20 protein-coding genes and 2 pseudogenes are annotated in these 25,364 nt (G+C 37.5%); 11 read left to right on the forward strand and 11 right to left on the reverse strand.

Features of this window, described 5'->3' with window-relative positions; all coding sequences use genetic code 11:
* Window positions 1-341: 341 nt before the first annotated feature.
* Window positions 342-1,121, forward strand: a complete 780-nt coding sequence (locus tag FFR48_RS01435; protein ID WP_137666115.1) for a lipase family protein — start codon at window positions 342-344, stop codon at window positions 1,119-1,121.
* An 89-nt stretch (window positions 1,122-1,210) separates the two neighbouring features.
* Complete coding sequence (locus FFR48_RS01440; protein WP_137666116.1) at window positions 1,211-2,173, forward strand: acetamidase/formamidase family protein; 963 nt, start codon at window positions 1,211-1,213, stop codon at window positions 2,171-2,173.
* A 205-nt stretch (window positions 2,174-2,378) separates the two neighbouring features.
* Here FFR48_RS01440 and FFR48_RS01445 read toward each other — a convergent pair whose 3' ends face one another.
* Together FFR48_RS01445 and dnaG are read right to left on the reverse strand one after the other, a co-directional pair.
* The gene (locus FFR48_RS01445) at window positions 2,379-2,987 is read right to left on the reverse strand and encodes a Uma2 family endonuclease (RefSeq protein ID WP_137666117.1); all 609 of its coding nucleotides are present in this window, start codon (window positions 2,985-2,987) and stop codon (window positions 2,379-2,381) included.
* Between the two features lie 27 nt (window positions 2,988-3,014).
* A complete protein-coding gene (dnaG, locus tag FFR48_RS01450) occupies window positions 3,015-4,925 on the reverse strand; it encodes a DNA primase (RefSeq protein ID WP_137666118.1) in 1,911 nt (636 codons plus the stop codon).
* A gap of 165 nt (window positions 4,926-5,090) precedes the next feature.
* Between dnaG and tftA the strand changes: the two genes are divergently transcribed.
* From tftA to FFR48_RS01465, 3 genes are all read left to right on the forward strand, one after another.
* Window positions 5,091-6,443 (forward strand): hormogonium tapered terminus morphoprotein TftA, encoded by a 1,353-nt coding sequence (tftA, locus tag FFR48_RS01455; RefSeq protein WP_137666119.1) that lies wholly within the window; start codon window positions 5,091-5,093, stop codon window positions 6,441-6,443.
* Window positions 6,444-7,387: 944 nt separating this feature from the next.
* The gene (locus FFR48_RS01460; RefSeq protein WP_137666120.1) at window positions 7,388-9,049 is read left to right on the forward strand and encodes a tyrosinase family protein; all 1,662 of its coding nucleotides are present in this window, start codon (window positions 7,388-7,390) and stop codon (window positions 9,047-9,049) included.
* Window positions 9,050-9,105: 56 nt separating this feature from the next.
* On the forward strand, window positions 9,106-9,852 hold the full coding sequence (locus FFR48_RS01465; RefSeq protein ID WP_162501826.1) for a DUF2182 domain-containing protein: 747 nt from the start codon (window positions 9,106-9,108) through the stop codon (window positions 9,850-9,852).
* A 659-nt stretch (window positions 9,853-10,511) separates the two neighbouring features.
* On the opposite strand, the gene minE is transcribed toward FFR48_RS01465, so the two are convergent.
* The 5 genes and pseudogenes from minE to FFR48_RS01495 all read right to left on the reverse strand — a co-directional run bounded on the left by minE (window position 10,512) and on the right by FFR48_RS01495 (window position 14,938).
* Window positions 10,512-10,817, reverse strand: coding sequence for a cell division topological specificity factor MinE (minE, locus tag FFR48_RS01470; RefSeq protein ID WP_137666121.1), 306 nt, complete (start codon window positions 10,815-10,817; stop codon window positions 10,512-10,514).
* A 35-nt stretch (window positions 10,818-10,852) separates the two neighbouring features.
* The gene (gene minD / locus FFR48_RS01475) at window positions 10,853-11,659 is read right to left on the reverse strand and encodes a septum site-determining protein MinD (RefSeq protein ID WP_137666122.1); all 807 of its coding nucleotides are present in this window, start codon (window positions 11,657-11,659) and stop codon (window positions 10,853-10,855) included.
* 244 nt (window positions 11,660-11,903) lie between these two features.
* Window positions 11,904-13,007, reverse strand: coding sequence for a septum site-determining protein MinC (gene minC / locus FFR48_RS01480; protein ID WP_137666123.1), 1,104 nt, complete (start codon window positions 13,005-13,007; stop codon window positions 11,904-11,906).
* Between the two features lie 178 nt (window positions 13,008-13,185).
* The gene (locus FFR48_RS01490) at window positions 13,186-14,508 is read right to left on the reverse strand and encodes a four-carbon acid sugar kinase family protein (protein ID WP_137666124.1); all 1,323 of its coding nucleotides are present in this window, start codon (window positions 14,506-14,508) and stop codon (window positions 13,186-13,188) included.
* Between the two features lie 23 nt (window positions 14,509-14,531).
* Window positions 14,532-14,938, reverse strand: a pseudogene (locus FFR48_RS01495) (hypothetical protein).
* Between the two features lie 128 nt (window positions 14,939-15,066).
* Between FFR48_RS01495 and FFR48_RS01500 the strand changes: the two are divergent.
* Genes FFR48_RS01500 through FFR48_RS01510 form a run of 3 tightly spaced genes read left to right on the forward strand, consistent with a single transcriptional unit; the run spans window position 15,067 to window position 16,704 of the window.
* Complete coding sequence (locus FFR48_RS01500; protein WP_137666125.1) at window positions 15,067-15,729, forward strand: AAA family ATPase; 663 nt, start codon at window positions 15,067-15,069, stop codon at window positions 15,727-15,729.
* Between the two features lie 4 nt (window positions 15,730-15,733).
* The gene (locus FFR48_RS01505; RefSeq protein ID WP_137666126.1) at window positions 15,734-16,228 is read left to right on the forward strand and encodes a hypothetical protein; all 495 of its coding nucleotides are present in this window, start codon (window positions 15,734-15,736) and stop codon (window positions 16,226-16,228) included.
* 20 nt (window positions 16,229-16,248) lie between these two features.
* Window positions 16,249-16,704: a restriction endonuclease gene (locus FFR48_RS01510; RefSeq protein WP_137666127.1), complete on the forward strand. Its 456-nt coding sequence runs from the start codon at window positions 16,249-16,251 to the stop codon at window positions 16,702-16,704.
* Between the two features lie 469 nt (window positions 16,705-17,173).
* Here FFR48_RS01510 and FFR48_RS01515 read toward each other — a convergent pair whose 3' ends face one another.
* Window positions 17,174-18,463 carry a Glu/Leu/Phe/Val family dehydrogenase gene (locus FFR48_RS01515; protein ID WP_137666128.1) on the reverse strand — a complete coding sequence of 430 codons (1,290 nt, stop codon included), beginning with the start codon at window positions 18,461-18,463 and terminating at the stop codon, window positions 17,174-17,176.
* Between the two features lie 259 nt (window positions 18,464-18,722).
* On the opposite strand from FFR48_RS01515, the gene FFR48_RS01520 reads away from it, so the two are divergent.
* The 3 genes and pseudogenes from FFR48_RS01520 (at window position 18,723) to FFR48_RS01530 (ending at window position 21,838) form a co-directional block, all read left to right on the forward strand.
* Window positions 18,723-20,093: a cytochrome P450 gene (locus FFR48_RS01520; RefSeq protein WP_137666129.1), complete on the forward strand. Its 1,371-nt coding sequence runs from the start codon at window positions 18,723-18,725 to the stop codon at window positions 20,091-20,093.
* 147 nt (window positions 20,094-20,240) lie between these two features.
* A pseudogene (locus tag FFR48_RS29230) lies at window positions 20,241-20,399 on the forward strand (type II toxin-antitoxin system RelE family toxin); the annotation flags it as partial.
* Window positions 20,400-20,473: 74 nt separating this feature from the next.
* The gene (locus FFR48_RS01530; RefSeq protein ID WP_137666130.1) at window positions 20,474-21,838 is read left to right on the forward strand and encodes a cytochrome P450; all 1,365 of its coding nucleotides are present in this window, start codon (window positions 20,474-20,476) and stop codon (window positions 21,836-21,838) included.
* Between the two features lie 46 nt (window positions 21,839-21,884).
* On the opposite strand, the gene FFR48_RS01535 is transcribed toward FFR48_RS01530, so the two are convergent.
* The 3 genes from FFR48_RS01535 to FFR48_RS01545 form a co-directional block, all read right to left on the reverse strand.
* Window positions 21,885-23,360, reverse strand: a complete 1,476-nt coding sequence (locus FFR48_RS01535; protein ID WP_137666131.1) for a carotenoid oxygenase family protein — start codon at window positions 23,358-23,360, stop codon at window positions 21,885-21,887.
* A 107-nt stretch (window positions 23,361-23,467) separates the two neighbouring features.
* Entirely contained in the window at window positions 23,468-24,826 is a 1,359-nt protein-coding gene (locus tag FFR48_RS01540; RefSeq protein WP_137666132.1) for a folate/biopterin family MFS transporter, read from the reverse strand.
* Window positions 24,827-25,016: 190 nt separating this feature from the next.
* Window positions 25,017-25,211 carry a hypothetical protein gene (locus FFR48_RS01545; protein WP_096572371.1) on the reverse strand — a complete coding sequence of 65 codons (195 nt, stop codon included), beginning with the start codon at window positions 25,209-25,211 and terminating at the stop codon, window positions 25,017-25,019.
* Window positions 25,212-25,364 lie beyond the last annotated feature (153 nt).

Consider the following 25,364-nt stretch of genomic DNA (forward strand, 5'->3'; position numbering starts at 1 on the left):
TCTGAGTATGATAGGTATTTTTGTAATATAAATTTATATTTTTTTATATTTTGCTGCACTCTAGTCGTTTGTAAATAAACAATGCTATGATATCCGTCGAATCACCAATAATACATAGATGTTTCCTAGAACGTCGATTCAGTAATGCTAGGTAATCTGTTTTTACCTTGTAGGGGCGAAGCATTCGGGTGATAACCTATCGCTGAAACCAGTTCATATTCTGTCCGAATGCTATGCCTCCAGCACGCTACGCGAACGCCGTTACGATTAATGAATTGGTGTTCTAGAACATCTGAATATTGGTCAAAATATTACTCAAAATTTTTGATGAGGACTTAGTGATGACAGTGAATTATTCCAAAGCAGTGAAAATGGCAGTGTGCTGTCAAGAAATTTATCAAGACTTCTCTAAAATAGCCTTTAGCGGCTGGACTGAAAAACCAATTCTGATTAGCGACAAAACCACCGATACTCAATTGGCAATTTTAGCAGATTCCTCAGCAGTAACTATAGTTTTTCGTGGTACTGAATCAAGAATGGACTGGCGATATAACTTCGATACTGGCAAGATAGGTATTGATGAAGAAAAGGAAAATAGAGAATTTGATGAGAAAATAATTCAACAAGAAATTGTTGCTAAAACCGAGCAAACTTACCCATATAAAAAAGGTAAGAACTCTGGATCACTCATGCATTCTGGTTTTAGCAATGCTTACCTTTCCGTTAGAGATCAGATTCATCAATATATCAAAGATAATCAGACTGCTAATATCATTGTCACAGGCCATAGTTTAGGAGGAGCATTAGCAACCTTATGTGGTGTAGATATTGAATATAATTTTCACCCTCAATTATCTTCCTTAGAAGTCTATACATTTGGCTCGCCCAAAGTAGGCAATAAGGAATTTTCTCAATCTTATAATCAGAGAGTTCCTAACACTTATCGCTTTATTTATGGCATGGATATAGTACCAGCATTACCCAGGTGGTGGCAAGGAAGATATAGTCATGTAGGTCAACAATTACGACTAGGACCTTGGTTTAGTTTCAACTTCATTTCTGCACGAGTGAAAGATCATGATATCCGCAATTATATTAGGTTGCTGGAAAAAACACTCTGAAAACTCAAAATAACCTGTTATCAATTGACAATTGACAATTGACAATTGACAATTGATAATTGTTTATTCAGCCATCAGCATCTGCAAAAATGACTCACCACATTTTAAAAGCTACGAAAGAAACTGTACATTTAGGTGGCTTTTCTCACCTCTTAAAACCAGCATTATTTGTTGATTCCCATGACACAATAGACATAGAAACATATACAGGTTATTACGTTTACGACAAAGCTCCTTCAGAATTTCTTACACCAGAATTTATTGATATCTGTGAAAATTTACCACCAGAACAAAAAATAGCACCAGGACCCCATTTACTCACCGGACCAATTTACATCAATAATGCACAACCAGGGGATATTTTAGAAGTACAATTAAAGTCAATTTCACCGCGTTTACCTGTTGGTTTTAACGCTATTCGTGCAGGTTGGGGAGTATTACCACAGCAGTTTACAGAAGCTGCATTAAGATTTATTCCCCTCGATTTAAAAAATAATTTTGCCGAATTTCCACCCGGTTCAAATATTAAAATTCCTCTCACACCTTTTTTTGGCATTTTAGGAGTTGCTACCCCAGAAAATAACCGTAATTCTATACCTCCAGGTGCTTATGGAGGAAATATTGATAACCGTCAATTACAAGCAGGTGCAAAATTATTTTTACCTATATATGTTCCTGGTGCATTATTTTCCATTGGTGATGGACATTCTGCACAAGGAGATGGTGAGGTAAATGTAACTGCTATTGAAACATCTATGAATGGCAGAATTAAACTCATATTACGTAAAGATTTACAACTGACAACACCCATAGCAGAAACTCCTACAGATTTCATCACAATGGGTTTTGCAGAAACATTAGATGATGCTTTGGAATTGGCGTTAAAAAATATGATTGATTTTCTAGAACGTTTTGCCAATTTATCACCAGAAGATGCTTATGTTTTATGCAGTTTAGTAGTAAATTTTCATATTACTCAAGTGGTGAATAGTCCACAAAAAGGGGTTCATGGAATGTTATCTAAATCTATTTTACCAAAGCTCAGGTTATAGGTGAATATTCAATAATTGATAATTGACAATGAACAATTGACAATTACCCCTCCATTGAAGGGAGAGGATTGAAAAAGCTTATTTTTTATTTTTCCCGTTGAAAGGAGAGGTTTTAAACCGTATGGCTAACGCCACGCTACGCTATCGGCTGACGCTCACGGCGGAAGCCTTTAATGAAACAATTGTCAATTTTCAATTGAAAATTTTACTCTATTTGTTCCAAAAAGTTAATTTTTTTATACAGTTGTTTTAAAGATAATTGAAGGTTAATTGATGCAAGTTTTAAAATAGCATCTTCTGTTTCATACTCTGTCAAAATCCATTGATTTTCATTATTTTTGACATATTGCATTACATAATGTTTATGTTGATCAATCAAAATATATTCTTTAAATTCGGGAATTGAACGATAATAAAGAAATTTATCACCCCGATCATAGTCTTTTGTAGATTGAGATAGGACTTCGGCAATTAATAAAGGATTGGTAACAATTGTGGTGTTTGTACTATAATAAATAGGTTCACCTTCTATGACCATGACATCAGGATAAGTAAATTCTCGATAACGTTGTATCCACAGTTTTACATCTCCAATATAAATTTCATAGTCTAAATCATTTAATGCTAAATTCAGGCTAGTAGCTAAATTTAATGCTAGTTTATTATGATTTGTTGTTCTGCCTGTCATGGGTATAATTTCTCCATCTCTATATTCATTTTTGTACTCTGATTTTTCTTCCAGTTCTAAATATTCTTCTGGGGTATAGTAGGCTTTAACTGTTTTGATTTCTTGGATAGTTGTTTGTAGTTTCATAGAATTAGTATACTCCCTATTCTTTGATTAAAATAATTCGGCTATGGAAAATTGTCTTTGTTTATCTAATTCTTGTATTCGTCTTTTTTCAGCAATAGCATTATCATAATATGATTTATTTTTTTCTGGTTCTATTTGTGGATCAACTTTTTCCCACAGTTCCATAAAATGACGATAGCGTTTTTCCCTCAAAACTATTTCTATACAAGCTAAGGTTGCTTGTACAACTTGGGGAGTACGCAGTATTTCTTGCTTGTTTTTTTCATTCAAATGAAATACATGAGATACTATTTTTAAATCTTCTTCTAATTCTAAATACCGATTTTGTAAGTTAGAAATTAAGTCTACTTCTTCTAATGGAAATTCTAAACTTTTTTGCCACAAAAACCGATGATGAGAAAGGCTAAATTCTAAATTTCTTTCTTCTAATTCCTCAAATATAATTTGACGTTGTTCAGGACAATGGAGAAAAATTCGTAATAATAACGCCTCTGCTTGTTCTAATAAACTGCGTTCAGTGGTTACTAGAGATAGCTTTGGCGTTTTTGACTCTGGTTTGCGTAAACGCAAAGGTGGAGTTTGTACACTAGCAGGTGCAATTTGAGTTAGTAGGTTCTCAACTCGTAGGGGTATAAGTCTAGCGTCCCCTAAGCTGAGTATTTCTGCACAGTAGGAAATATAGTAATTAAGTGTATCACTATTAACGATTTTCTGCAAGATTTTAACCATTTCTTTTGTAACGATTTGAAAATTGGCGGCTTGTTTTAAATCTCTATCTTTAATAATTTCCTCAATTTGCCAATTTAACCACAGTGGGGCATTTGCTAATAGTTGCTGATATTCTGTTGCTGTATGAGTATGCAAATATTCATCCGCATCTTTACCGTCGGGAATGTTGAGAATTTTTAACTGTACTTCGCCTTTATATGCTAAGGTGGCAATTTCACCAATTGCTCTTTCTGCGGCATTAATTCCAGCGTTATCTGCATCAAAATTAAGTATTAATTGTTTGGAATCTGAGTAACGCAATAATAGCCGCACTTGTTCTATACTTAATGCTGTACCCAGGGATGCAACGACGTTATTAATTCCTGCTGCATGAAGGGCGATCGCATCAAAATATCCCTCTACTACTACCCCTTGATCTGATTTAGAAATACCATCTTTAGCTTGATCTAAAGCAAATAAAGTTTTACCTTTACTAAATAATTCTGTTTCTGGGGAATTTAAATATTTTGGTTGTTCATCTGTTAAAGTTCTGCCACCAAAAGCAATTACTCTTCCTTGAACATCGTGGATAGGAATCATTAATCTATCCCGAAATACATCATAATAACCTCCCCCTTCTTTTCTAGGTTTAATTAAACCAGCTTTTTCTACCAACTGCACAGGATAATTTTTATTTTCCACCAAATAACGATGTAAAGTTTCCCAACCAGGGGGAGCATAACCTAAACCAAATTGTTGAATTGTTTCTATTTTTAATTGCCGATTTTCCTGTAAATATTGCATCGCTTTTTGACCCAAATTTTGTCTTAAAGCGTGTTGATAAAATTGGGCTGTAGATGCTAAAATCTCATATAATTGCTCACGTAAAGATATTTGACGTTGTAATTCTTTTCTTTGTTCAGGTGCTAAGGTTTTGACAGGAACTTGATAACGTTTTGCTAAATCTAGAACTACTTCTGCAAAATGTCGTTTATTCAAATCCATGACAAACTTAATGGCATTACCCGCAGCTTGACAACCAAAACAATAATACATTTGCTTGCTTGGACTCACTGTAAAACTAGGGGTTTTCTCGTCATGGAAAGGACATAACCCGACAAAATCTTTGCCTCGTCTACGTAAAACTACATAATCTGAGACAACATCAACAATATCAGCCCGGTGTTTAACTTCTTCTATTGTATCTGGATGTAAACGGGGGATTTGCATTTTTGGGTGATTGGTGATTGATGATTAGGGAAAAATCAAAACTCCTGACTCCTGACTCCTGACTCCTGACTCCTGACTCCTGCCTTATTATAATTCTTGATCCCAAACCCAAAATAATCGTTAAAATTGCTTCATGCTGGAGCTTAACAATGGGAATCATTAAAGATGGGACGTATTTTTATTTCGGCCGCGCATGGAGGTAGGGAAGCTGGCGGTATTGATCCTGGTGCGATCGCAGGTGGTACAACTGAAGCTAAGGAAATGATTCTGTTACGGGATCTAATTGTAACAGAACTGCGGGCGCGTACTGTGGAAGTTTTAGCTGTGCCTGATGATTTAAGTGCTGCCCAAACTATCACCTGGATTAACTCTCGCGCTCGTTCCACTGATGTGGCTGTAGAAATTCAAGCTGATGCTGCTAGTAGTCCTACTGTTAGGGGTGCTAGTGTTTACCACATTGCCAGCAACAATCAACGCAAGCAAAATGCAGAAACGTTACTCATGGGATTGTTGCGCCGTGTACCTCAATTACCTAATCGCGGAGTCAGACCAGATACAGACAGTGGCTTAGGTAGTTTGCAGTTTTGTCGCCGCACTACTTTACCGGCTTTAGTCATGCAAGTAGGGTTTCTCAGCAGTCCAGACGATCGCAATTTATTACAAACTCGTCGTCGTGATTTTGCATTAGGAATTGTAGATGGATTAACAGCTTGGAGTCGAGGAGTTGATCCAAATCAGGGAACTCCTGTAGAACCAAATTATCCACCAATTAATATTAACATCAATGGGCAAAATTATCCAGAACAAGGAGTATTAATTAATGGTAATTCCTATATTCCCATTGACTTAGTAGATCGGTTGCGAATTGATTTATCAAAATCACCTAATGTTAACCGTGTAACCTATCGCCGTTTAGTTTATATCAAAGCTATCGAACTGCGAGATTTTAATATTTCTATTAGTTGGGATAGTGCAACTAAAACTCTTAAACTCCGTTCCATTTTAACAATTTGTCCGGCACACATTGAGCAAATTATTTCTAATGGAAATACCACAGAAGTACAGCTACAAATATTTTTGCGGAATAACAATGAAAACGCTCTAGTGCAGTTTCCTGACATTCCTAAACTTTATCGAGAAGAAGCGATCATTGAAGGCGTAAATCATGATCTTGCCTTTTGTCAAATGTGTTTAGAAACTGGCTTTTTACGTTTTGGTGGAGATATTAGACCTCAACAAAATAACTTTGCTGGTTTAGGAGCAATAGGTGGTGGTTCAGAAGCAGCATCTTTTCCTAGTGCCAGAATAGGAGTAAGAGCGCATATTCAACATTTAAAAGCCTACGCTAGTTTAGAACCTTTGGTACAACAAGAAGTAGATCCTCGCTTTAGATTTGTGACTAGGGGTGTTGCTCCTTCTGTAGATCAACTATCAGGAAGATGGTCAGCAGATTTAGATTATGGAACTAAGATTAAAGCTTTGTTTAAAAGACTTTATGAATCAGCAGGATTGATTTAATTAGCAGGAGGCAGGAGGCAGGAGGTTTTTCGGTTTCTTTCTACTAATACCCAGATCCCTAGCTTCTTCAAGAAGTTGGGGATCTATCGAAAAAAAGATTTTTATCAATAAAGGGGGGTATATTATCAACATTATTGAGAATGAAGTCAATAATTTAAGGATTTTTGGGGATTTCAGGGATGGGGATAAAAGTAAGTCGGCACGAAAAAACCAAGCAAGTACAAAAATGTAAAATTGCTAAAAACCTCTTCCCTCCTGCCTCCTGTCTTGCCATAACGACAATTTTTAACGCCTACCTATCTAAGTAGCAATATTTACTATTATGATGCTATGGAAATTAAACCAAAGGCAGCCACCAAATGTAAGCATAGCCAGTATAATTTATATCGCAAATATCTAGTTGTTATTTAAGTGATTTTGTCACTGAATATACAATTTAAAATACAATGAGTGAAAAATTAGCTAAAGTTACTAAAATTAACGATATTCAATATTGACATTACGTCAAATGTGCTTATTATTATATTCATGACCTATGCAACTGGCATATTCGTAGGGTGCATCAGATATCAAAAATCTGTTTATTTACATGATTTATGCCGTCTAGCACATCTTGCAAAAGTTTCTATGGTGTAATACTTGCATAAGTCATAATAGATAAAAATAGCGTGCTTGTTACATCGAGCTAAGGTTCTAATAGTACGGGATAACACGGGCTATTTTTAGCTAATTCTTGCGTATTAATGAATGCACGAACTTGTCTTAATATTCACCAATCATTGAATAAGAACAATGATTTTATCGCGTCTGAACTAAGGTGCGAAATTCTACTGAGGGATAGCCGCTCCCATGCTCTCATTTCTCATTGAAGTAGAAACTCAAGTCTAGTTTTGTCTAGGTTTTATACAACGGTTCACCATCCAACAAACACCAAAAGGAATTTTATGGCTTTCACTCGTAGAAATGTATGGGCAAAGAATGGAGATTTCGATGATCCCGTGTTGTACTGGTACGCTAGGGGTGTTAGAGTCCTCAGAGCCAAGCCAATTTCAGATCCCACAAGCTGGGATTTTTTAGCTGCTATTCATGGTTTTGATCCCGTATTATGGCACATTGAAGGCTTCCTGACCTTGGGTGAAAAGTTACCACCTTATTGGGTACAAAGCCTTTACTGGAAACAATGCCAGCACGGAAGCTGGTACTTCTTACCTTGGCATCGTGGCTATTTGCTGTCATTTGAAGCAATAGTGCGTGAAGCTATTAAACAGGAAATGATAGCAGACGAAAAGAAAGGTATCAAAGTTAATTATCATTGGACAGATTGGGCTTTACCTTACTGGAACCCCGCAGATCCAAAAGATGATTATCGTGCAACACAAATACCACCAGCATTTACCAATGAGTATATGCCGGATGAGTCTGAAAATCCTCTATATATCAAACAACGGTACGGACCTCTGGCAACACTGCCACAAAAAATTGCTCAAGGATCACAAGACGCAAAGAACCAGTATGCGTCGACCAAACTATCGCTAAGTCTAAAACAGACATTGACTCAACCCAGTTTTATGGGAACATCTGCATCTTCAACTGGTTTTGGGGGAGTAAAAACCACTTTTAGCCACGAGGCTACAACCTTTGGTCAAGCAGAAAGCAGTCCACATAACAACGTTCATGGTCTTGTTGGTGGGCGGGAAAAAGTTAAAATGGGCAAAGATAACAAACCGCTGAAAGATGAAAATGGGGAAGATATAGTTGAACGACGTGGTGGACTGATGGGTAACCCAGTCACTGCCGGTCTTGACCCTCTATTTTGGTTGCACCATGCCAATATTGACCGCCTGTGGGAAGTTTGGACCAACCGTAATCCGAAGCATAAGAACCCATATTTGCAGGAGCCACTACCAAATACACCAGAAAACGAAGCGGACAACCAAATAATAGAACTTTTCAACAGAACACAAAAAGAGTGGCTCGACGGTCCGAATGAACGTGGCTTTATGGTACCTTTGACATCTGGACAGGTCTGGGAGTTCAGACCAAAGGATGTTGTCAATACCTTGGCACTGAAAATAGATTACCAGTATGATCTCAGTTATCAATATGATGACATTTCAGATCCCCTAAAAGGTATGGCTACTAACCCTGTCGGAAAGCTTCCAGAAAACCTTGGTAGTACTAAGACCGCCACAAGCTTACAAGGAGCAAATAGAACTTCGATAGAGATTCAAATGGATAAACCAGTAAAATACTCCCCAGAGTATAGGTTTTTCCTGTCTCTAAATAATATCACCAGCAACAAGGATGGTAGGATCATTAACGTGTTTGTTAGTCTTCCTAAAGGTGCTCCAGGTTATGATTATCCTGATCTGCATGCGGGTAGTATCGCCTTTTTTGGTGTGAGCCAAGCATCCGCAGGTGGGGGACTAGGAGTTACCGAAGTTTTTGAAATTACCGATATCTTTGCTAAAACTGGATTTGGCGGATGGGATGGAACTAAGAACCTTAAAGTTACTTTCATCCCACTAACTGAGGACTATCCAGCCGATGATATAAGAGTGGAGCAAGTATGTCTGTCTCGTGAGTCGTTTAAACTCGAGCAATGAGAATCACATTAAGTAGATACATATCATTTATTAGTGAGCCTCCTCTACCGACGCTGGTGAAAGTTTCCCTGATTGCTTGGGGGGTGATGTTGCTACCAGGAGAACTTCATCAGGTAATGTCAGGACGGATGATTGCTGTCTCAGTTCATGGGCATGGACAGATGATTCACTCACTAGATGATATGCTCTCTTTCCACTCCCTGGCAGTGATCGTATTGTATTGGTTGGTGATGTTGGTTGCTATGATGTCTCCTGCGTTAGCCCAACCAATCCGTCACCTTTGGTTACGTAGCTTAACCCGACGGCGTTGGATTGCCATTGTTTTGTTTCTTTTTGGCTATATCAGTATCTGGACTCTGGCAGGTCTGATATTAATGCCTGTTGCAGCTTTGCTGAGGTTTTTTGTGGGCGAGGGATGGTTTGGCGCTTCTGGTGTTGCCTTGCTATTAGCCATTTTTTGGCAGTCTAGCCCGTGGAAGCAGTCCTGCTTGAACCACTGCCACTGGACTCCTGGCCTTTCACCTTTTGGACTGGCTGCTAATTTAGATTGTTGGCGCTATGGGATGGTTAACGGCCTTTGGTGTGTAGGAAATTGTTGGGCTTTAATGCTCTTACCTCTAACTGTCCTACAAACACACCTGATTATTATGGCTGTGGTAACTTTAATACTAATGTTTGACCGATACCGTCCCGTTCGTCCTATAAAATGGCGGATTCCCTTTGAGGAAGAAATCCTGTACAAGCTGTCACAACTTATTTGTGACTATCAACTATGGCGTAGAAAGAAATTGACGATTGATTAACTCATTGTGTAGTTAATGCAAAAATGTAGAGATGTTATATAGAACGTCTCTAGAATAGACCACTGGTAACATAAGATGTAGGGACAATTCATGAATTGTCCCTACATCTTTTTCGGAGATGTCTATGAGACATCTCCAGAAATTACATAAGTGGTTTCCAGAATTTATCAAGGTTTTATCTTTATTCAGCAAGCCCTAATTACGAATTATATACTTCTTCCATTTTCTTAGCTGTTCTGTAGTCTGGTATCGGGTGTCCAAGCTTGCATATTGTCAGAATCAGGATATCCAGGATTAAAGGATTTTCAGGATGTGATTGATAAATTGGTAGTGGGGATTTTTTGAATGTGAGTGGAAATAACGATGTTGAATATTTAAAAGTTTACTATATCTGGCTCTACAGATTTCTACTCATAACATAAATGTACAAAAAGTTTTGCGACTTGTCAAGTCTTAAAACTAAAAAAACGAAAAATCCTGATTTTGACAAGAGGTAGCTTACAGTGCAAATTTAATACACTCCTAACCCACCCTCCTCTAAGATACAAGGTTGGGTTGAGGAACGAAACCCAACATTTACAAGGGTTTGTTGGGTTTCACTTCGTTCAACCCAACCTACGTTATTTCGTTGTTTTGGGCTTAACCGAAAAGTATTGAGATCAAACCTCAATAGATGTCTCTGTTTCTTCTGCTTCAGGAGTGTTTTCCTTAACACGACGAATAGGTAAATTTGCGATTAAAGCAGTTGTGCGTTGGTTGCTTTCTAAAGAAAACTCCAAACCATCTGTTTCAATTTCTACATAGCGACAGACAATTGCTAGGATTTCCTGACGCATTTTTTCCAAGGTTTGGGCATCTAAGTCTGCTCGGTCGTGGGCTATAACTACTTGCAGACGACGTTTAACTTCAGTGCGACTGGTGTTTGGTGTGCGAACAAAAAGTTTTTCTAAAAGTTCAAGAATCATTGCTGGCTAGGTTATAAGGCGGTAACTGAAAAAAATTAAACAATCTTTGTCCGTAACAACTTGCGTAACCGGGAAAATAAGTTGTCGTTGGGGGAGTCAAGATCAAGAAATTCGACAGTTTCCCCTTCTAATCTACGAGCAATATTTTCAAAGGCTGAGGCTGCCAAAGAAGGAGCTTCTGATAATACTAAAGGTTCGCCTCGGTTAGTAGAGACTATCACACGCTCGTCATCAGGGACAACCCCGATTAAGGGGATGGCGAGAAGTTCCTGAACATCCTGTACAGACATCATATCATTTGCCCGTACCATTGCAGGTCTAATCCGGTTGATGATTAAATGAATCTTTTTGACACCTTGGGCTTCTAATAATCCTACTACCCGGTCAGCATCGCGGACTGCGGAGATTTCCGGGGTGGTGACAATGAGGGCTTCTTTAGCTGGGGCGATCGCATTTTTAAACCCCATTTCAATGCCTGCGGGACTATCTATGACTACATATTGGTATTTTTGTGCTAGTGCATTTACTAGCAGTCTCATTTGGTCTGGTGTTACCGCGTCTTTGGTGCGATTTTGGGCTGCTGGTAGTAGTACCAGATTCGGTTGTCGTTTATCTTTGACTAAAGCTTGATCTAAACGACACTCTCTAGCTAACACTTCTACCGCTGTGTAGACAATGCGGTTTTCTAGTCCTAGCAACAAATCTAAATTTCTCAGACCAAAATCCGCATCAACTAAGGCCACTTGTCGCCCGATTTTGGCTAAAGCCATACCCAGATTTGCGGAAACCGTGGTTTTACCCACTCCTCCTTTACCGGAGGTAATTACAATAATACGACTCATAACGGCAATGCGCTCGATTAGGGTTGGTGGAAATAATACTAAATATTGAGAGAATATTTAGAACTAGTTATAGCAGTAGACGGGGCGCTGATAACATCAATATATGATGAAACTTCCAGCATTATCAGGTTTTACTCCTGACTCCTGTACGGGCGTTCGCGAAGCGTGCTGGAAGCATCAGCATTCGGGCGATAAATTATCAATTTTTGTCCAAGGTTGTTTTCCGAATGCTTCGCCCCTACGACTACTGACTCCTGCCATAGAGACTCTGATTAATTTTGCTTAACTGACTGCGAGAAAAATCAGTAGCTTTGGCAATACGGATGCCTTCGGGTGTGATATGTGCCACTTCTGGGAAAAAATGTGTTAGTGATTTTTCAGGCGCTCTAGCTACTGCATCGGCGATTCGCAGTTGGGTTGGTTCCATTTGCAAAGCCATAATTAGACAATCACGATTTCCCCCAGCGCCGGCATGAGCTACCCCCCGCAAACGCCCCCAAATGAGAATATCACCATCTGCAACCACAATACCACCAGGGTTGATATCTCCCAAAATAATCACAGTGCCAGGATGGCGAATTTCTCCACCTGATCTTACTGTCATTTCTAGATAGAGCGCATCTGCTAGAGGTTTAGGAGCTAGTTGAGCGTCAGCGGTGAAGGATGGTTGTAGTTGGATTTGTTCGACAGAATAACCTAATGTACAAGCGGCGATCGCGGTTTGTCTGCGACTTGTGGCGACTGATTTTAACTCTAGTTGCAGTTCATTTAAAGTTTGTGCCAGTTCTTGCAGTTGTCTTGAGTCCAATAAGCGGTCTTTCGCTACCAAATGTACTATAGTGTTAGGTATACGTAGGCGATCGCTACCATTTAGTCTCTGTCTCATTTGTTGCCAAATCTCGGAGCAACTGAACTCAGAAGCAGGTACTTGAGATTCTGTTGGCAAAATTAATAATAGTCTTCCCTCCTTGGTTTTTAACTGAACTTGAATATTATTGTTGTTATTTTTTCCTGTTGACACTAACTCATCGCTGTTCAGATCAATCAATTCAAAATTGCTTGTTTCTGTTTTCTTATCTTCAGATTTCTCTTCAGATTTCTCTTCAGAATTAGAATCTATCTTCCTATCTGCATGAGCTTGTAAATAGACAAGAACAGAATTTAGCTCTCCATTGGGAATGATAGAATCACTATCTTTAACATCTACATTAGTATCTCCCTCTTTATGAACAGGGTTGACACTTTTTTCCTCTCTATCATCATTAATAGAGATTGATTCTGCATCGTTAAGTGCAGAATTTGACTCCATTTTCAAATCTTTTGGTGATTTCTTAGAATCAGAATTCATTCTTAATGGGTAATGGGTAATGGGTAATGGGTAATTGGTGATTGGTGATTGGTGATTGGTGATTGGGGAGAAATATTTACCTTCTGCCTCCTGCCTTCTGCCTCTTGCCTCCTGCCTTCTGCCTCCTGACTCCTGACTCCTGACTCCTGACTCCTGCCTCCTGACTCCTGATAAATGTTTACTGATTAGTCAATCTTTGATAAATTGTAGCCAAGGCATCAGCATTACCGACATTACCGGGAAATAAAACCACAGGTAAATTAGAAAACTGAGGATGATCAGATGGTGTAATTACCATTGAACAACCGGCTAAAATTTGACCTAATAACCGAGCAGAAGTTAAATTTAAACCTGTACTCAAGACATCATTAGAAGTTATACCCCCCTTGCTGATTAAAAATCCTATATCAGCTGGTAAACCCTTTACAATATCCATTAGTAAAGCCGAAACTCTTGCCCCAAAGTCTAATCTAGTTTTGACATCTTTAAAAGTCAATTCCTGACGGCTAGTATAAACTACTGGTGTTTTTCCAGCATTATGTACTTCCCGGATTTGTTCTAGAATCTCGGTTAGCAGTTTAGCAGATTCATTGACTCCATCATCAAGTAATCTTCCGACATTAACTTCTATCCCTACCGTTCCCGCAACTGTTAACAGTGATTCTAACTGTTGAGTTGTCTTTTTCACATGAGAACCAACAATAACTGCTCCCGGCTTACCACCACGCACATATTCTGCCATATTTTCCGCAGCTATGGGTTGGGGGGGTAAAGCAGCTAAAGCTGTTAATATACTAGCAGCGGAGCGGAATAAAAAGCGTTTACCTTGACTGGCGGCTGTTAATATGTCTACAGCAAAGGTGTTAAGATCGGCTTGGGTTTCCCCATCAACTACCCCACACTGATTATCATGCAGTTGTAATAATCTTTCTAAGCTACCTTTACGGATATCATCAAGTAAAAATCTGGTGACGGTATCTTCTTTGATGCGTCCTCTGGTTTTTTCTTCTACATACTTGGGTAAGTAGCTGTAATTGTAACTAAATACAGAATCACGAGCAAATTCTGTTTCGTGTACGGGGGTGGGTACACCATCAATAATGAGATAATGGATGCTGTCACAGGTAATTCTCCCACCTTCAAAAAATGCGGGTACGAGAAAATGAGCGTCAAAAGGTCCGAGTTCTTCGGCAATGACATCGGTTTCTATGGGATAATGACCGCGTAAGGTGGAGTCAGAACGACTAACTACGAGAAAATCCTCGATGTTTTCTGCTGCTAGTGCGATTTTGAGGTTATGACAAACTTCTTTGGTGACATTTGCTGCATCTTCTGGGGTGAGTGATCGCGTATTGGTTAAGATAAAGAAAATGGGAGCATCATCTTTTAAACCTAAACGCAAGGTTTCCACATCCCAACGCATCAGGAGTAAACAACTGTGAACAGTTTGAGAACCGGTGGGATCATCATCTAAAACGATAATTTTGGGTTGGTTATTCATCAGATTTTGTGTAGACAACTTAATTAGACTTTTTGTAATTTTCTCAGTTCTGCTTGTACATCTAAAGCAATCTGCAATGATTGATTTAAAAGTTGTGCATATTCCCCAGCTTGATTACTAACTTCTAAGGTTTGCAAATTGGCTAAGTTATTTGCAAGTAACTCTTGGTTATTAGCAAGCAGTTTTTTATTATGGCGCAAAATCCGTTCACTTTTCAAAGCGCGAACTAAATCTTCTCGAATCAGTTACAGTGCAGATATCACTTATGTTCTTGATAAATAAAACTAACAATAACTGGTGTCAGTGCTAAAGCAACCAAAGCTTCGTTAATAAAAAAGCCAATGCGCTTTTGCTTATCCGCCATAATTGAAGGACGAAATACGTCCTCTGTGTCAAACCCTGTTAAGCGTTTTAGTTCACCTTTGCTGATTTCTAAGCCTACTAAATCTGGCTACACTGCTATATACTCCTTAGCGGATTTTCATAAGAAACCGATGTGAGAACGTTTTGATGTTATTTTAGAAAAACTAATAAAATATTAGATGAGTATAGCTTATTATGAAAGTTCTATGTGTTCACCATAAGGGTGGAGTAGGCAAAACAACAACTGCAATTCATATTACTGGAGTTTTCCTGAATATGGGCAATAAGGTACTCTTAATAGATGGTGACTCTCAAGCTCACAGTTTCAAATTCTTTAGCGAAGGATCAGCACCAAAACCAGGTGGTGAAACACTTGTAACCCAAGAAGATAAACTTACAGTCGTCAGTGAAAGTGATAAGAGTAACCCTGACCGGTTAGCTAAAACTTTAGGAAAATTAGCAAAAAATAAAAAATTTACTCATACTGTTATTGATGTTTCACCTGATCTAACATCTATTTCTAAATTCTTGTTTGAGGTTACACCTGATTTGGTATTACTAGGAGTTAAGCAAGATGATATAGGTTCATTTGTAAGTTTAAATGATATGCTAATAGCACTTGAACAAGCACGTCCTATTATTGGTTCTATCCAGGTGAAAATTGTACCAATAGGAGTATCAAAATATGATTTTCAGCAGTTTATTGATAATCGGTTTACTAATTATGAAATTCTTGATCCTGTTGATTGGTTGCCTATGAAAGCTGGTAATGCAGTTTTCATTAATTATGACTATTTATGGAATGAACCAGATTGTGAGCACCTATGGGATTACTACAAAAGAGTAGTTATGGAGTAAAAAAATGGCAGAAGCTAATCATACATCTTCTACTCGTCCACCAAAAAAGCATCGAGATCCTAACTTGATCGCACGTAGTAAAGATGAATTGAAACGTCAACAAGAAGACTATATAAGAGAGACAATGAAAACATCTGCTCTCAAATCTTTGCGTCAAGGTAAAATGCAACCTTCTCCAGTTCGTGTTGGTAAAAAATGTAAAATACAGCTGGATGATCTACAAATGCGGTTGCAAGTAGATGAGAAAACTATTTTAAATATGGCATTTGCTTATGGTTATCATGAGTCAATGCAAAATCAGATCAAAATTCAACATCTGAGAAAAAAAGTTGAAGATATGATCATAGATGAAGAAACTTTGATGTTTGAAGTTAATGAATGCACTCTTGATACCTTATTAAAATCTGGAATTGAGGATGCAATATTTATCTATTTGAATTTGGGAATTATTCTCTTGCATTCCCGATTAATTGAATTAGAAACATCGGCTATTTTTTAATTATTAATTTTAGTATTTACATGGAACAGTACATAGCATATAATCTGGCATTAGGAATAGTGAGAACAAGTTCAAAAAGAAAACAAGAACTTGGTCGTACTTTTGCCAGAATTTTAGGTTTTCATCCTGGACCACTAGGTAAAGATGGTGGAATTGATGGGGTTATCCGCGAAGATGGTAGGTTATTCTATTTTCAAAGTAAGCTTAGTCAATCAGAATTGACGGTAGATCATGCAAAAATTTTATATGCTGATATGATGTATCACCGAGCAGAAATTAGTGTTATGTTATCAGGTGTAGGATATAAGAAAACATTTAAAGATCGTCTATTTGGTCATCCATACCTAAAACCAGAAAGTATTCATTTGTTATCATTAGTTGATATATTGTCTAAAACTGATAGTTATCAACTTGCCATACAATATATTCCTAAACTTAAATTAGTTGAAGAAATAAATTGGAAACAATTTAAATAGTAAAAGCGTGATTATCAAGCAAAAATTTACTATATCACCTGACGGTTGAGAGCGATCGCCTAATTTCAAGTTTCGCCATAACCGAGCCATATCCAAACTAATACCCACATTCCGCAGATAAAATCCAATTCTGAATAATTATCACGAAAGATTCAGGGTTGTACAAACTTTACTCCAAAAATATTCTCAATAAATGAGATAAATTCCTAATAAACATTTTATAGTTCCTTTGAACTAAAATCCTGAAAACCCTTACCAAACAATGTTTTTGGAGATAATTATTTTTTTATTCTCCGCTTATGCGGAATGTGAGCTAATATCTAATATTCGCGCAATTTCGCCGTTATTTTTACCTGATGAGGGAATGAACATCAGAAGACTCTGGCTTCTATGATGATAGAGTCAGAGACTCTGTAATAGCATTCCCAGTCAGAGACTGGGAACGAGTTAACGAGTTACAGCCCTGTAACTAAGGATACAAACCCCTATCAGTCAAAGCTTGCGCCACTCTACCCACACCAAGAGTATAAGCGGCTAACCGTAAATTTACTCTGCGAGTCTGTGCTTGTTGAATTACGTGACGGTAAGCATTTACCATTAAATGTTCCATTTCCCGGTTTACTCTTTCCTCATCCCAGAACAGATAAGAAAGACCTTGCACCCATTCCAAATAACTAACTACTACCCCCCCAGCATTAGCTAAAATATCAGGTAAAACCGTAACTCCACTGGCTTCTAAAACTCGGTTAGCTTCCAAAGTCACAGGTCCATTAGCTGCTTCAGCAATCATTTGCGCTTGAATCTGATGCACATTTTCTTCCGTAATTTGATTTTCCAAAGCAGCAGGAATTAATACATCACAAGGTAAAATGAGTAAATCTGCATTACTAATGGGAATAGCTTGGGGAAAACCCACCACACTGCGACGATTTTGAGCAGCGTAAGCTTTTAAAGCCGGAATATCAAGCCCAGTTTCCGCATATACACCCCCAGCACCACTGGAAACCGCAATAATTTTTGCCCCTGCTTGGTATAACAATTCAGCCGCAGCACCCCCCACATTACCGAAACCTTGAATAGCAATTTTTACATCTGCCAGGGATTTACCTTGATCTGCCAAGGCTTCCCGGACAATAATCATTACACCGCGCCCCGTAGCCATTTCTCGACCCAGAGAACCACCTACAGAAAGGGGTTTACCAGTAACAACACCGGGTACAGCATGACCAACATTCACAGAATAGGTATCCATCATCCAGGCCATTTCCCGCGCAGATGTACCCATGTCTGGGGCTGGTATATCTACTGATGGTCCAATATCTTTAATTAACTCACTGATATAACGGCGACTTATTCTTTCTAATTCTGATACACTGTATTGTTTCGGATCTATGGGAATACCACCTTTAGCACCACCATAGGGAATACCTAACAATGCACATTTCCAAGTCATTAACATAGCTAAAGCGGAAACTTCCCGTAAAGTCACTGCCGGATGGTAACGAATACCACCTTTATATGGTCCTAAAATATCAGAATGTTGTACCCGATGTCCGGCTAAAACTCGCACTTCCCCGTTATCCATTTTTACGGGTATGGAAACGGTGACGACTTTCCGGGGATGACTAAGTATTTCTAATAAACCAGGATCTAATTTTAACTCTTTACCTGCCCATTCTAAATAACTACAAGCTTGGTCAAACGGGCAAATATGGGCTGGAGAATGATTTTCCCACAATGGGCGCGAGGTTGTCACCATAACATTTACTCCTCATCACGGTACTTTGGTGAACCGGATATGTATGGTTAGCTTACCCTGTTTTTTTGAAAAAATAAGAATTTTGTAGTTTTTGTTACATTTGTTTGGTTATATTTATGTGTAGCAACAATTATTTTACTGAAGAACGCAAATATATTACAATTTTTTAAATTTTATACACTTGCCTAAAAATCGCTGTAAATTAATTTTGCTTGGGTACTTAAAACTGAAAAACCTAAACTTTTACTTGATAATCCTTATGAAAATCCCAGAAAACAAATCTAACAACCCAGATATTTCTACTGATAATCAATTACCTTTACCACCTGGAAACTTAGGTTTACCTATCATTGGTGAAACAATTAGTTTTTTAACAGATAAAAACTTTATTAATAAACGACAAGAAAAATACGGTAACGTTTTTAAAACTAATATGTTTGGTATTCCTACAATTGTAATGATAGGAGCAGATGCAAACCGCTTTATATTTAGTGGTGAAAATCGGAATTTCACAGTTAGACAGGATAAGAATACTTCAGACTTGTTGGGTCCTGTATCTTTAGCAATGCAAACAGGAAGCATACATCAAACCCGACGTAAATTATTAGCCCAAGCATTTCAAACGCGAGCTTTAGCGAGTTATACACCTGCAATGGTAGAAATTACTAATAGCTATTTACAGAAATGGAAAGATTTAGGTCAATTAGCTTTGTATCCTCAACTGAGAGAATATGCTTTTGATATAGCTTGTAAATTATTAGTAGGAACAGACATTACTAATGACCATGATTTTCACAAATTATTTGAAGCATGGTGTCAAGGGTTACACGCTATTCCCATTCGCTTACCTTGGACTATGTTTAGTAAAGCTGTGAAAAGCAGAAAACTGTTATTAGCAAAAATTGACAAGATTATTGTAGAACGTCAAAAACAACCAAGTTTGGAAAATTCAGAAAAAGATGCTTTGGATTTATTGTTAAATGCCAAAGATGAAAATGGCAATAGTTTGAGTGTAGATGAAATCAAAGATCAAATTTTAGGATTATTATTTGTTGGACATGAAGCTTTAAGTTCTGTACTCTTTTCTTTCTGTTTGCTGTTAGCAGAAAACCCAGAAATTTTAGTAGCAGCAAGACAAGAACAACAACAAATAAATTGTACAGGTGACCTCACAGCTGAACATCTTAAACAAATGACTTACCTAGACCAAATACTTAAGGAAATTTTACGACTTATTCCCCCCATACTTGGTGGTTTTCGTTCAGTAATCAAAACCTGTGAATTTAATGGTTATTCTATTCCTGAAGGTTGGGTGGTAGTGTATGACATATACAAAACCCATGAAGATGAAAATATTTATCAAAATCCTCAGAGTTTCGATCCAGATAGGTTTAGTGTAGAGAGAAATGAGGACAAATCTAAACCTTTTAGTTACATTCCCTTTGGTGGGGGAATTAAAGAATGTTTAGGTAAAGAATTTGCTAAGTTAGAAATGAAAATATTTACTGCTTTGCTCTTACGTGGTTATGAATGGGAACTTGTACCAGGACAAAATTCAGATTCAAAAATGACACCCATGCCTCAATCGAGTGATGGGTTAAAAGTATTTTTCAAGAAACTAGATCCCTAACTTCTTTTTGAGAATATTAACACACCATAACTGAACGTTAGAAGTCGGGTATCTGAAAACTTCTGAGACACTAGACCCCGACTTCTTTGATGATGATGTTAAAAAACATAATTCAATGTTAGAAGTCAGATATCTGACAAGTTCTGAAAACAACTATCTGGTTATCAGGGTTTTTATCGAGTAGATAGTGGTGAATATCGCATTATTTATAGATACTATCAAGAGCAAGATTTAGTAGAAGTTATTTTAGTTGGTAAACGTAATGATGATGATGTCTACAAAAGATTAAATCGTTTAATAGGATAAACTTCAAAAACTATTAATTAGCAATTACCAATACCAACTGATAACATTAGTATCCCATCAAACTATATACAATTATGAAAATCCAAGAAAACAAATCAAAAAACCAAGATATTTCTACTGATAATCAATTACCTTTACCACCGGGAAACTTTGGTTTACCTATCATTGGTGAAACAATTAGTTTTTTAACAGATAAAAATTTTGCCAGAAAAAGACAACAGAAATACGGCAACATTTTTAAAACTAATATCTTTGGTTCTCCTACAATTATGATGATAGGAGCAGATGCAAACCGCTTTGTATTTAGTGGTGAAAATCAGAATTTTATAATTCAATGGCCTAAGACTGTTTCAGAATTGCTTGGTCCTGCATCTTTAGCAACGCAAACTGGAAGCATTCATCAAACCCGACGTAAATTATTAGCTCAAGCATTTCTACCCAGAGCTTTAGCAAGTTATACACCTACAATGGTGGAAATTACTAATAGCTATTTACAAAAATGGTTAAATTTAGGTCAATTAACCTGGTATCCTGAAATCAGACAATATACTTTTGATGTGGCTTGTAAATTATTAGTAGGAACAGATACTACTAATGATCCTCATTTTGCTGAATTATTTGAAGAATGGTGTCAAGGTTTATTTACTCTTCCCATTCGTTTACCTTGGACTAAATTTGGTAAAGCTCTAAAAAGTCGAGAACTGTTATTAGCGAAAATTGAAAATATAATTTTACAACGTCAAAAGCAGCCAATCTCAGAAAATTCAGAAAAAGATGCTTTGGGTTTGTTGTTAAATGCTAAAGATGAAGATGGTAATAGTTTGAGTGTAAATGAACTCAAAGATCAAATTTTAACATTATTATTTGCTGGACATGAAACCTTAACTTCGGCAATGTCTTCTTTTTGTTTGTTGTTAGCACAAAACCCAGACATTTTAGCAGCAGCAAGAAAAGAACAACAACAAATAAATGTTACAGGTGCGCTCACATCTGAACATTTAAAACAAATGACTTATTTAGACCAAATACTCAAGGAAGTTTTGCGAGTTATTCCCCCTGTTGGTGGTGGTTTTCGTTCTGTAACTAAAACTTGTGAATTTAATGGATATAGTATTCCTCAAAGTTGGAGTGTACTGTATCAAATAGGGAAAACCCACCAAGATGAAACTATTTATAAAAATTCTCAAACTTTCGATCCAGAAAGGTTTAGTGTAGAGAGAAATGAGGACAAATCTAAACCTTTTAGTTATGTTGCCTTTGGTGGTGGGATGAGAGAATGTTTAGGTAAAGAATTTGCTAAGTTGGAAATGAAAATATTTGCTGCTTTGCTGTTGCGTGGTTATGAATGGGAACTTGTACCAGGACAAAATTTAGATTTAAAAATGATACCCACGTCTCAACCCAGTGATGGTTTAAAGGTGTTTTTCCGTTCTATTTAATATGATTTTGTTGTGTTGGGTTTACGCTTAACCCAACCTACATTAATTAAATGAATGTTTCTGGTGTAAAACTCCCATGTAAACCATAAGGAATATGATGTTTAAGGTGTAATTTAGCAATTACACCTTTTGAAAAATCCTGAGCATCTAAAATCACTACATCTGAGCGATGATGTTCTGCATCATAAACCAAAGCTATTACCCAACCTTCATCTTCTTGTTGAGAGTTGGAACGAGGAATAAAAATTGGTTCACCCATAAAACCCCGTGGTGCTGCACTCCAAATTTCTCGTTTTTCTGTTGCTAAGTCTACTTTCATGATTGCTTGTAAGGGTGCATTTCCTATGGGGTTATGAGCCGCAGCAATGTACAAATAACGGTATGGTCTACCTACATTATTCGGATGAATAGTAGGAAATTCACAAGCACGTTTATCTATTAACTGACTTTGTACTTTTTTCTCCGGCAAATTAATATCAAATCGCCAAATTTGTCCTGGTGCATTGGTGTCAAAGTTGGTTTGTAGATAATCAGTATTTGGTTCTACTTCTGGTAATGATTCATAGCAAATTGAATCAATGATAATTTCAGTTTCCACTTCAAAAGCGTTGACATGATGGAAAATAAAACCTGCTTGGGTTTCTAAAGTTCTGACTTCTTCTTTCTCAGCTTTACTATCTTTGCGGGGAATAATAATGATTTTTGTGGGTTGATTTTTTTGGACTTGAATACATTGTCCAGCACTGGCCATTCCTAAAGCGAAAGGTATGGGATTAAAATTAACAGGGTTTTGGAAGAAGATACAGTAATTTTCGGTGATGACAAAATCATGAATAAAGCAAAAACCAGGAACACTATGATTTTGTTTACTGATAATTTCGCCGTTGGTGTTGAGTTCAAAAATTGTAATTGTGGTTGATAGTCCTGGTTTAATGGCAAAGTTAACTAATTTACCATTGGGATCTATGCGGGGATGGGCGCTAAAAGCTTCACCTGGGGATAAAACACCATTAAAATATTCGTTGCCTAATGTTTCTAAGGTGTGGGGATGCAATAAATAAGGTTCTGCTGCTTCCCATAAAGCTAATAGTTTTTTACCCCAATAGATAACATTAGTATTAGCAATATGTTTGATTTTGAAATCAAAGGCATTAGCTAACCAACCTCCTGGTTTTTGTGTACCAAATACGCCACGATAAAGAATTTTACCAGCTTTTTTTTCTGCTAAATAACCTTCTGTTTCTACAAATTTATTACGAAAATGGGCGCGTCCGTTAGTAAATGTAATGCGGCTAATCATTCCATCCCCATCAAAGGGATGATGTAATCTTTGTCCGTTGATATCTAATAAACCGGGTCCATTTCTCAATAGTGTTCCTTGTAGTTCTGCGGGTATTACCCCTTCTATTTCATCAATCCAATAATCGTATTCTTGTTTGAGTGATTCATATCCTTTTTGCCAATCTTCTTGATTGTAAGATTTTGCTAACGTTTGCTGGTTTTGAGGTTCTAAAATCTGCATATTTTGGTATTTTTTATTTTTTCAAGACAAGATGATATTTTTTCAACAGTACATCATGAATGTACTTTTCAAAAAACAAAAATGAAAATTAAATGGTTTTGATTAATTCACTGAATTACTGCATTTTGAGTAGATGTGATAGTTTCTGTTTCTTCACCTGGTAAAAATTTGATAAATAGCAATGGTACAAGGGCAATTACATTGGTGATAATTACTAGTAACCAGAGGGTATCAAAGTTATTTTCGGTAATTCCTAACCAGTGCATGATTAAAGCCCCAAACTCTCTGGAAATAGCTCCTCCTAAATTGAAGATTGACATTAAGAGGGCAAATAATGTGGCTTCTATTCCCAAGGGACATATTCTTGCGGCTAATACCATCACGGGCATGAAGGCAATTTGTCCCATGACTGCGAGTATTAAGCTATCACCTAAACTGAACCATTGATCATCTATTCCTAATGCTCGATTAGTGTGGGTTACTAATATTAACATTGTCATTCTTAATGCAGCAGAAATGACGATGCTCCAGCCACAAATTACTCGAAATGGTACGGATTTTAAGAACCGTTGGAAAATCCAAATTCCAATTAATGAGGCTAAACTGGTAACTAAATGGACTCTGCCTAAAAATTCAGGTTGAAAGTGTAATTCGTTGGTGAAAAAGTAGAAAAAAGCTGCTTCTCCACTGGGGGTAGATTGCCACAGAAAGATAAATGCTGTGGGTATCCAAATTGCTTTTTGTGTAATCGCTTTACCCAGTTGTTTAATTTGATTGGAGGTGGAGAGAAGATTATTTGCTTGAGGTTGTGTAGTGTCTTGATTAATTGGTGTTTCTGCAATTAACCAAGCTACCACGGAAATAATTAGCGGAAAAAATGCCGTGACTAAAAATACTGTGCGTGTGCTGAAATATTCTAGGAGTAAGCCGCTAAAGTAAGCAGTAATTAAGCCTCCAAGAGCAGTAGCACCCCAGCACAAAGATTGCAGAGAACCAGCTTTGGCTTGGGTTTCTACTCTGGCACGTTCGACAACTAGGGAGTCTACAATGACATCACTGAAGGCAACGGAAAGGGAAGATAGGGCGATCGCAATTGTTGCCGCCCAGCTACTATTAACTATTGTTCCCAAACTTACCCAAGCACCAGCCCCCAGTATCCCAGATAACACTAGATAGGGACGGCGACGGTAGCCAAATATGGGCAAACCATCGGAAATAAAGCCAAATAATGGCTTAATCATCCAAGGTAGAGCAACTATTCCCAACAGTGCTGATACCTCAACTGGACTCAGTTGCAATTCATCTTTGAGGAAAAAGCTAACGGCTAGACGCGATAACCCTAATATGCCTTGAACAAAGTAGACTGCTAGAATCGCAATTAGTTCTGGTTTAGGTTCATTACCTAAGAGAATTTTTTTGCCTACTGAGTCTTTGACTTTGGGCAAGTCAGATGAGTGAATCAGCATTTGATGAATATTCTTTAAGTTTTATCTACTTTTATATCATATCGACATTAACTGGAAGTTATCCGCTGTTCTGGCAACAAAGTCAAACCAAAGCGCAAGCGCCATCTCTAGCTTGACGCTTGCTCTCAAGAAATATGGTATTCACTTGTCTATTTCCACTCTGTAGATATTCAGAACCAGCCGCATTAGATTACTCTACTGAGTTAACAGCAGACGGAGTAACTACTCCTGTGTTACGGGTTTCCAAATGATTTGATAAGCGACTGATAGTTAACAGTGGTACTTCTTGTCGGCACGAAAGGCAAAACCAATATAGTTCACCATGACGGACATGACGTAGGATTGATCCACCGCAGCATGGGCAAGTGTTGGCTCTATTACTCATACCAATGTCCTCCTAAAAAAGTTTGTTGTTGTAATCGAGCAAAAAAATTTTGATTACACCTAATTTGATTACACCTAAATGGATGTATCTGTGAAAGTTCCAACCTCTCCGCTTGGTGACAGAATTTGCATATTTTGGGATATTTTCTGGTGA

The organism is Sphaerospermopsis reniformis, assembly GCF_005402885.1.
GTDB classification, from domain to species: Bacteria; Cyanobacteriota; Cyanobacteriia; order Cyanobacteriales; family Nostocaceae; genus Sphaerospermopsis; species Sphaerospermopsis kisseleviana.

Bases quoted from the DNA above. Each gene is read 5' to 3' on its own strand.
- FFR48_RS01435 (WP_137666115.1), top strand. From the start codon at position 342: ATGACAGTGAATTATTCCAAAGCAGTGAAAATGGCAGTGTGCTGTCAA.
- FFR48_RS01440 (WP_137666116.1), top strand. From the start codon at position 1,211: ATGACTCACCACATTTTAAAAGCTACGAAAGAAACTGTACATTTAGGT.
- FFR48_RS01445 (WP_137666117.1), bottom strand. From the start codon at position 2,987: ATGAAACTACAAACAACTATCCAAGAAATCAAAACAGTTAAAGCCTAC.
- dnaG (WP_137666118.1), bottom strand. From the start codon at position 4,925: ATGCAAATCCCCCGTTTACATCCAGATACAATAGAAGAAGTTAAACAC.
- tftA (WP_137666119.1), top strand. From the start codon at position 5,091: ATGGGACGTATTTTTATTTCGGCCGCGCATGGAGGTAGGGAAGCTGGC.
- FFR48_RS01460 (WP_137666120.1), top strand. From the start codon at position 7,388: ATGGCTTTCACTCGTAGAAATGTATGGGCAAAGAATGGAGATTTCGAT.
- minE (WP_137666121.1), bottom strand. From the start codon at position 10,817: ATGATTCTTGAACTTTTAGAAAAACTTTTTGTTCGCACACCAAACACC.
- minD (WP_137666122.1), bottom strand. From the start codon at position 11,659: ATGAGTCGTATTATTGTAATTACCTCCGGTAAAGGAGGAGTGGGTAAA.
- minC (WP_137666123.1), bottom strand. From the start codon at position 13,007: ATGAATTCTGATTCTAAGAAATCACCAAAAGATTTGAAAATGGAGTCA.
- FFR48_RS01490 (WP_137666124.1), bottom strand. From the start codon at position 14,508: ATGAATAACCAACCCAAAATTATCGTTTTAGATGATGATCCCACCGGT.
- FFR48_RS01500 (WP_137666125.1), top strand. From the start codon at position 15,067: ATGAAAGTTCTATGTGTTCACCATAAGGGTGGAGTAGGCAAAACAACA.
- FFR48_RS01505 (WP_137666126.1), top strand. From the start codon at position 15,734: ATGGCAGAAGCTAATCATACATCTTCTACTCGTCCACCAAAAAAGCAT.
- FFR48_RS01510 (WP_137666127.1), top strand. From the start codon at position 16,249: ATGGAACAGTACATAGCATATAATCTGGCATTAGGAATAGTGAGAACA.
- FFR48_RS01515 (WP_137666128.1), bottom strand. From the start codon at position 18,463: ATGGTGACAACCTCGCGCCCATTGTGGGAAAATCATTCTCCAGCCCAT.
- FFR48_RS01520 (WP_137666129.1), top strand. From the start codon at position 18,723: ATGAAAATCCCAGAAAACAAATCTAACAACCCAGATATTTCTACTGAT.
- FFR48_RS01530 (WP_137666130.1), top strand. From the start codon at position 20,474: ATGAAAATCCAAGAAAACAAATCAAAAAACCAAGATATTTCTACTGAT.
- FFR48_RS01535 (WP_137666131.1), bottom strand. From the start codon at position 23,360: ATGCAGATTTTAGAACCTCAAAACCAGCAAACGTTAGCAAAATCTTAC.
- FFR48_RS01540 (WP_137666132.1), bottom strand. From the start codon at position 24,826: ATGCTGATTCACTCATCTGACTTGCCCAAAGTCAAAGACTCAGTAGGC.
- FFR48_RS01545 (WP_096572371.1), bottom strand. From the start codon at position 25,211: ATGAGTAATAGAGCCAACACTTGCCCATGCTGCGGTGGATCAATCCTA.